The 7,811-nt window shown below is 41.8% G+C and carries 7 protein-coding genes; 2 read left to right on the top strand and 5 right to left on the bottom strand.

Features of this window, described 5'->3' with window-relative positions:
• Positions 1-141 precede the first annotated feature (141 nt).
• Both DLD82_RS19400 and DLD82_RS18795 read left to right on the top strand, forming a co-directional pair.
• On the top strand, positions 142-327 hold the full coding sequence (locus tag DLD82_RS19400) for a nucleotidyltransferase family protein (protein ID WP_109942492.1): 186 nt from the start codon (positions 142-144) through the stop codon (positions 325-327).
• Between the two features lie 150 nt (positions 328-477).
• Positions 478-642 carry a DUF7557 family protein gene (locus tag DLD82_RS18795; protein ID WP_181391528.1) on the top strand — a complete coding sequence of 55 codons (165 nt, stop codon included), beginning with the start codon at positions 478-480 and terminating at the stop codon, positions 640-642.
• 377 nt (positions 643-1,019) lie between these two features.
• Here DLD82_RS18795 and DLD82_RS17875 read toward each other — a convergent pair whose 3' ends face one another.
• From DLD82_RS17875 to DLD82_RS17855, 5 genes are all read right to left on the bottom strand, one after another.
• Positions 1,020-1,250, bottom strand: coding sequence for a DUF7557 family protein (locus DLD82_RS17875; protein ID WP_109942490.1), 231 nt, complete (start codon positions 1,248-1,250; stop codon positions 1,020-1,022).
• A 142-nt stretch (positions 1,251-1,392) separates the two neighbouring features.
• The gene (locus DLD82_RS17870) at positions 1,393-3,129 is read right to left on the bottom strand and encodes a restriction endonuclease subunit S (RefSeq protein ID WP_109942489.1); all 1,737 of its coding nucleotides are present in this window, start codon (positions 3,127-3,129) and stop codon (positions 1,393-1,395) included.
• A complete protein-coding gene (locus tag DLD82_RS17865) occupies positions 3,126-4,562 on the bottom strand; it encodes an HsdM family class I SAM-dependent methyltransferase (RefSeq protein WP_109942488.1) in 1,437 nt (478 codons plus the stop codon). The genes DLD82_RS17870 and DLD82_RS17865 overlap by 4 nt, the downstream gene beginning before the upstream one ends.
• Before the next feature lie 7 nt (positions 4,563-4,569).
• Positions 4,570-6,906 carry an EcoAI/FtnUII family type I restriction enzme subunit R gene (gene hsdR, locus DLD82_RS17860; RefSeq protein WP_219968501.1) on the bottom strand — a complete coding sequence of 779 codons (2,337 nt, stop codon included), beginning with the start codon at positions 6,904-6,906 and terminating at the stop codon, positions 4,570-4,572.
• A gap of 207 nt (positions 6,907-7,113) precedes the next feature.
• Positions 7,114-7,635, bottom strand: coding sequence for a hypothetical protein (locus DLD82_RS17855; RefSeq protein ID WP_181391527.1), 522 nt, complete (start codon positions 7,633-7,635; stop codon positions 7,114-7,116).
• Positions 7,636-7,811 lie beyond the last annotated feature (176 nt).

The raw sequence follows: 7,811 nt of genomic DNA, 5'->3' as shown, positions 1-7,811 counted from the left end.
TGTAGAGATTGAAGTAGAAAATGAAGAGAAATGTTACTGGTACCTGAATCTTAATGATAAAATAGCGAGTCAGCTGAAGAAGATGGGTTTCAAAAAATTGTTTGAAGAAAAGCGAATTAGTCATTTGTAAGTTATAAATTCATAAACTTAGGTAGTGATGTCGACATTTTGGTTTCGTTTCGAAAAGGCGAAAAATCCTTTGAAAATTTCATGGATTGTAAATTTTATCTTGAAGATATATTCAATAGAAAAGTTGACCTTGTTATGATGAATACCATCAAACCACGATATAAATCTAATATTTTGGGTGAAATAGTATATGCATAGAACCGAGCTCCAATATCGTGATAATTTCTTTTTATTACTGATATGTCTAATTGAAAATTTTTGAAACCAGTTTTTCAATTATATCAATAAAATCCATACATTTCCTGCACCCAAACAAATTTTACATGTTAATGAGAAATCAGATAATAGATGTCAGCATCAACAATACAAATTCCCGAATCAACCATACATGCTCTGGACCATCTCAAGGTTCATCCGGGCGAAAGTTATGCTGAGGTAATTGATCGTCTCATCACCCTATGTTGTGATGAAGAAGAGCTTGACCCTGATGAGTGGTCGGATTCAAAGGGCTGAAGAAGAATATAAAACTGGGAATGTCTACTCCCTTGAAGAGATTAAAAGAAGACTGGGAGATAAATAAAATTTTTGGGCTCAATACTGGAATTCCCAATGTACTAACTGCTTATCCCATAAGATTAAGAATAGACTGTGCTTCGGTCACCAACTTTCACAATACAAATACATACTCTCTGATTATCAATATCAACAATAACCCTGAATTTTCCCACTCTCATTCGATAAAATGGGGAATCAATCATACGGATTACAAATCTGAATGGATCATCTTTCAGTTTAAAATTTTCTTAAGTAATCGTTTTCTATCAACAGTCTGGAGGTTTTGGATGTTTTTTTGAATATGATCAGGAATGATAATCTCGTATGGCACAATATCAGAGAAGTCCTTCTTCTTTCATCAGATCTTCAATTGAACAATATTTCCCTTCACGGATCTCCCGGATAGATTGCTCAATATCTCGTTTATCTTCTTCGGAAAGAGTATTGAGTTCATATGCAGTAAGAAGGCGTATGAGAACCTCATTATAATTTTCCTGAGGTCCTTTTAAGGCATCAAGCCTCCCCTGAATATTCTCGTCTATTGGGATAAAGACATCAGATGACATTGTTAGATATTGGAAAAGAAAAGAAATAATTATTTACATGAAGATCTTTTCATTAAAAACCGTATCCAGGAATGATTTGAGTTACTCCTTTTTTAAGATCCGGTTTATCAATGATATAATTTTTGTGAGAAATACTGGAGATCTATGTTATTCCAATTATCTGTTGAATGGTAGCATTGGAGAGTGAAATGGCACTATGTGATCGGTGTTCTAAGCGTTGTTCTAAGTGATCACAAAGAGCCATGAGGTTATCGACTTTCTTGACAATACGTTGTTGTTCTGCTAGAGGGGGGAGAGGTAATAATATTCGAGATATTTCTTTGCTATTTATATTTTTTACCCCTGATGTAGTCCTAATGGGGATTTCAATCTGTTCTCGCGTGAATTGAGAATTTAGCACTTGAAGAATAAATTCAGGAGAGAGATGTTGCTTGTATAACTTAGCCCTTACTAAATATCCTGCATAAGCATAAGAATCAAGATTGTACGGTACCAATGCCGCTCTACCCACTAAAGACACACTTCCATTTGAGCGGATAAACAGAAGATCTCCTTTTTCTAATTTGTACTCTAGTACTTCTTTTGCTGAAAGCACCCCATACTTCAAATCTTGGAAATTTAGTGTTCCCTCTGAAATATTTGGAATTCTTAGAACAGGGACTCCCTCAATTGTATAATCACACTTTTGTGAAGTCCCGTACTTTAAATCATGGATTAATTCACCAAATTTGACCCAAGTCCAATTATTAGGTATAGAAAATGGATAGTCATTACAATGGTTGTTTGATTCAAGGTGTCTATTTATTTTTGAATTTGTTGATGTTGTTGAATGAATCTGCTTTATTGCTTTAATAAGCAATAATGCTGGTTCATCCTTATCATCTGTTGTTCCTAGCATTCCCCTGACAGCAAGTTCTAATATCCTTTGTCGAAGAGTCTTGACATTCTCCACACAATCAAAAATCAGCCCGAAATTCATCTGGATGTGCCCCCACCACCGGATCAACTCATCCTCTGTGGTGGATTGCTGCAGGGAATTGAGCGACCCAGTTCCGAGTTTGACCAGAGATGAGTGTTTCTGGGTCTGTTTGGCCTCCAGATCATCAAACAGGGCCATGAGGCTATCGACTTTCTCGACTATTCGCTTTTGTTCTGGAATTGGTGGTAGCGGGATATATACTCTTGATAAATGAGTTGAACCAAAATTTGGTTGCATACCAACCAATTGAAGTTCCATCTGTCGTTTAAAATGACCACACTGAATAAACAACTGAAGATATCGAGGTTCAAAGGTTTTTGAATAGAAATTTAACCTAATTGTACTAGTATTCAGAATTACAAAGTATCCGGGATCTACAAACCATGCAGTTTTACCCCAACTGCCCCCTGAACTTGCAAATAATAAATCTCCCTCTTCAATTTTGAAGTGTTGATATTTTTCATAAAACTCTTCTTCTGATATATATTTGTCTGTATTTTCTAGAATTAAATGGCCATTAACAAAATTACCAACATTGAGGAGTTTTACTCCTTCTTTACGGAATTGCCAATTTCTTATACCCGGACCTTCCTGAAAGAACACAATATCCCCTAATCGATACCAGTGCCAATTCTTTGGAATTGAATATTTAAGACTGATGATTTGAGGGAGTTCAGATATTACTTTTATCTTAATCTTTCTTTTGGATAACAATACTTCTTTTTCAGATTGAATTTTATTAAGGAGCAAAGCAGCTGATTCATCCCCCTCATCACCGGTCCCTAACCTACCGGTCACTGCCAGCTGCAATATTAATTCACGTAACCGTTGAACCCCTCCCGGAGCATCTGCCAGGATCTCAAACTGATCTAAGAGAAACCCGGTCATATCCTCGGTCAATTATTCCTCTCCAGACAAGCGGCGAGTTCCTGTTTCAGTTTTTCTCTGGTCTCGATGACCTCGGATACTATCTTCTGGTACCGGGCAAGCAGTTCAATTGGATCACCATGATCCTCATCCTCAACATGAGGATTCTTGATATCAAGGTTATACCCGGACTCTTTTATCTGATCTATCGAAACCCGCCAGGTATGCTCATTCTCGACCCGGTTATCCCACCACTCTTTCTCCGGACCAAATTCCTCAATCCGAATCGGTTTCGTCTTTGAGTAGGACTTATACCCTTCCGGATAGGGATGCTCATAATACCAAACCTCTTTCGTCGGCTCTCCCTTTGTGAAGAAGAGCAGATTCGTCTTAATCCCGGTATAGGGATTGAACACCCCGTTCGGGAGCCTGACAATCGTATGCAGGTTGCACTCTGTCAGGAGTTTTTCTTTAATTCTGGTCTTGACACCCTCACCAAAGAGCGTCCCGTCCGGCAGAACAATGGCCGCCCGTCCTCCGTCTTTGAGGAGATGCATGATAAGGACCAGGAACAGATCAGCAGTCTCACGGGTCTGAAATCCGGATGGAAAATTCGTCTCAATCCCATCCTCTTCCATCCCGCCAAAGGGAGGATTTGTAACGATCACATCAACCTGATCCTTCCTGCCATAATCACGAAGCGGGCGGGATAGGGCGTTATCGAGCTGGATATTGGTCGGGACATCAATCCCATGGAGGATCATGTTGGTCGTGCAGAGCAGGTGAGGAAGGGGTTTCTTCTCGATGCCGTGAATGGACTGTTGCAAAATTGTCTCATCCTCGACATTCTTCACCTGGTCCCGGCGGATGAAGTCAAGCATGGAGGCAAGAAAGCCCCCGGTCCCGCTTGCAGGGTCTAGTTTTTTCTCTTCGAGCCGGGGAGCGACCATCTCCACCATGAACTGGGTGATTGCACGAGGGGTGTAAAACTCACCGGCATTCCCGGCACTTTGCAGGTCTTTCAAGAGTTTTTCGTAGATATCACCGAAGAGATGCCGGTCTTTGCTTGAATTGAAATCTATCTCGTTTAGTTTATTGACGACCTGCCGGATTAGCGTCCCGTTCTTCATATAGTTGTACGAGTTTTCAAACACCCGTTTCACAACAATTCCCGGACCGGTGGTTGGGGGGATCTCCTTCAGAGCCGGAAAGAGACCGGTATCGATGAAAGAAAGCAGTGTCTCTCCGGTCATCCCTTCTTCATCGGCAGCCCAGCTCCTCCACCGGTACTCTTCCGGAATCGGTGAGTGATATTCATCATTGAGCTCAAACTCCTCCTCCCGTGAGTCATAAATCTTCAAAAAGAGCATCCATCCAAGTTGACTGAGTCTCTGAGCGTCCCCGTCAACCCCGGAATCTTTTCGCATAATGTCTTGTATTGCTTTAATCGTCGTGCTGATTGACATGAATCACCTAACAGGAAGCAGGATTATAGAGGCACTGCTCAATCCGATGTAATGTGGCGAGATAATTTGACTTACTGCCAAAAATGCCTTTCACTATCTCAATAGGAGTTCCAAAAGAGGGGAAGGGATCAACCTTGAGCACATCAATACTCTCAAGGTTCTCAACCCCTTCATCCGCATACTTGTCAAGGAGGGAGATAAGAACCGCCCTGGCCTGATCCCCGAACTCTGCAAAATACTTCGCTTTCTTCACCCGGTCGGCCCGCTGTCTCCTTGTCATCTTTGGCTGACCATAGGCCACATGACAGATAAGATCAAAGGGATCCAGATCCCTCCCGACCTCCTCTGCAAGTGCATCAAAGAGAACTCCGTGCTGCTGTAACTCTTCAATGATGGCGGTCTTCCGTTCAGAAGCAGTCCACTGGGTAAGAAAGTCATCAAGTGTTGCATAGGATTTGATGACGTTTTTCCGGGTGTAATCCTTCAGGGACTCGGTAATCAGCCGGCCATCAGGCCCGTAATACTGAACCCGCTCAGCAACGACTGACACCTCAACATCTTTCACTACATATTTCCGTGAATTAGATGGCTCTGGCGGATCAGGAGGTGGATGAGGCGGTTCTCCTCCTCCAGTACCTCCTGATCCAGTTCTGGGATCAAAATCCGGATCCTGAATGGGATCACCGTCAAACTCAGGATCAGCAAACCGTTCGGTGGCTTTGCGAAAATCAATGATGGTGAAGAAATATTTGTTATACTCTTCGTTAATCCGGGTACCTCGTCCAATGATCTGCTTAAACTCTATCATCGACTCAATACTCTTGTCAAGAACGATAACCTTACAGGTCTGGGCATCCACACCGGTTGACATCAGTTTACTTGTTGTAGCAATCACCGGATACCTGCTGTCAGGCATGATAAAATTATCAAGTTCTGCTTTTCCTTCCGGAGAGTCACCGGTAATCCGGACCACGTAACGCTCTGACTTCAAGACCTCCTGCGAATTCTCATTAACCAGACTTTGTCGCATCCGTTCAGCATGATCGATATTCTCACAGAATATGATGGTCTTATCATACGGATCGGTCTTTTTCAGGTAGTCAGATACCTTCTTTGCCACAAGTTCGGTTCGTTTTGTCAGGACCAGATTATTATCAAAGTCCTTCTGATAATATATCCGGTCCTCTATCTCCTGACCATAGAGATCCCGTTTCCCTTTCTCCGGTCTCCACCCGGCAAGGTCCTTGTCCAGATCAATCCGGATGACCCGATATGGAGCAAGAAACCCGTCCTCAATCCCCTGCTTGAGTGAGTAGGTGTAGATTGGCTCTCCGAAATAGTTCGTATTGCTGACATATTCCGTCTCTTTCGGGGTTGCAGTCAGACCAATATGAATCGCTGAGTTGAAATAGGTCAGGATATCCCGCCATGCAGCATCTTCAGCAGCACTGCCCCGGTGACATTCGTCAATGACAACCAGATCAAAGAAATCCGGTGAGAACTCCTTGTAGATATTCTGGATATCCTCCGTTCCGGTAATCGCCTGATAGAGGGAGAGATAAATCTCATAACTCTTGTCTATCTTCCGGTTCGTGATCTTAGTCATCGCCTTACCAAACGGCTTAAAATCGTTGGTCTTTGTCTGATCTACGAGAATATTCCGATCAGCAAGAAAGAGGATTCGTTTCGCAGACCCGGCCTTCCAGAGCCTCCATATTATCTGAAACGCCGTATACGTCTTCCCGGTCCCGGTGGCCATCACCAGGAGAATTCGTCGTTGTCCTTTTGCAATGGCTTCCATCGTCCGGTTGATTGCAATAATCTGATAATACCGTGGAGTCTTTCCGGACCCATCATCAAAATAATCCTGGGTTACTATCTTTGACGTTTCAGAATTGATCCCTTTCAAGACGCAATAACTATTCCAGAGAACTTCAGGAGAGGGGAATGCATCAAGGGATAACTCCTGTTCAATGACACTGCTCTGACCGGTCTTATCATGAAAAAGAAAAGCATCACCGTTTGAACTGAATACAAACGGGACATCAATCAGCTCTGCATATCCAAGAGCCTGCTGCATTCCGGCCCCCACACTGTGATTATTATCCTTCGCTTCAATGACTGCAACCGGAATATTCGGTTTATAATAAAGGATATAATCAGCAAAACGAGGTTCCGCTCGTTTCGGCTTTGTGCCGGTAGTAACTATCACTCTTCCTTTCGTGATATTCACCTCTTCCCGGACCTGGGTAAGAAGATGCCATCCGGCCCGTTCAATGGCCGGAGTGATGTATTTAGAACAGATGTCCCGTTCAGAAAGGGATTTTTTATCTATTGCAGTCACGGTACCATCTACAAATGAGTATCTAAATTCGGTTTTTGTGAACCTAAATATACCGGTTTTCATTCCTTTGGGAACTTGAGCCTAAATTACCCGAAAAATTTTTACTATACTGATATATTGAGATTAATGCATTAGCAATATTATCTGTTGTCTCCGAAAAGAGTGCTTTTTAGTATTTTGTTATGAAAAAAAGATAATAGAATCCACTTATAAATTAAATATTGGATAATGTGCATTTTGAGGTGGATGATTGAAAATTTCAAGATAAATACCTATGATCCTGCTTTTCACTGCCTCATCAATAATGAATGCATCAGTATCATGAGCAAAAGGTTTGAGCACATCCCCGTCGTAAAAATCGAGGGGTTTTGCCAGAAATTTGAGAGTCTTGTTTCCGTCAGAGACCGATACATTTGAAACTTCAGCCATGAGAGAACTTTCATTATCCTCTCCGGAGAACATCAGGACGCCATTCATGGAATATGGAAGAGTTTCCAATTTTTCAATATTCGTCAATGAGCTCGTCCCCTGAGACCTATCAGTGATATGAAGATACGGAACAATATCCTGAACAATGACCTCATATGTTCCAGTTGATTCTTCAGTAATGGTACTTGCCCCGCCCTGAATGTAAAATATATCTGCGGGTAATTCCAAGGCCATACCCATCCCAGTTAAAAAAAACAAAAGAATGAGAGATAATACTCCGGACCGCATGTACGGATTCATATTTGTCGTTTGTTCATACTTGTATAAATGAGCCTGTATATCGGTAGTAGGAAGGCATATATGAACTAAATAGAAGAATGAGGAGATTTATTTTTTATTCCTGAGAAAAGGAAGCCTCTTCGCTATTTCAAGTGGGTAAGTCAAAATTGAGTTTCCCACAGCGTAAATAGATCATA

The sequence above is a fragment of the Methanospirillum stamsii genome, from assembly GCF_003173335.1.
GTDB lineage: Archaea > Halobacteriota > Methanomicrobia > Methanomicrobiales > Methanospirillaceae > Methanospirillum > Methanospirillum stamsii.
The sequence above is the reverse complement of the archived record's forward strand: the minus strand, read 5'-3'. Positions and strand labels throughout refer to the sequence as shown.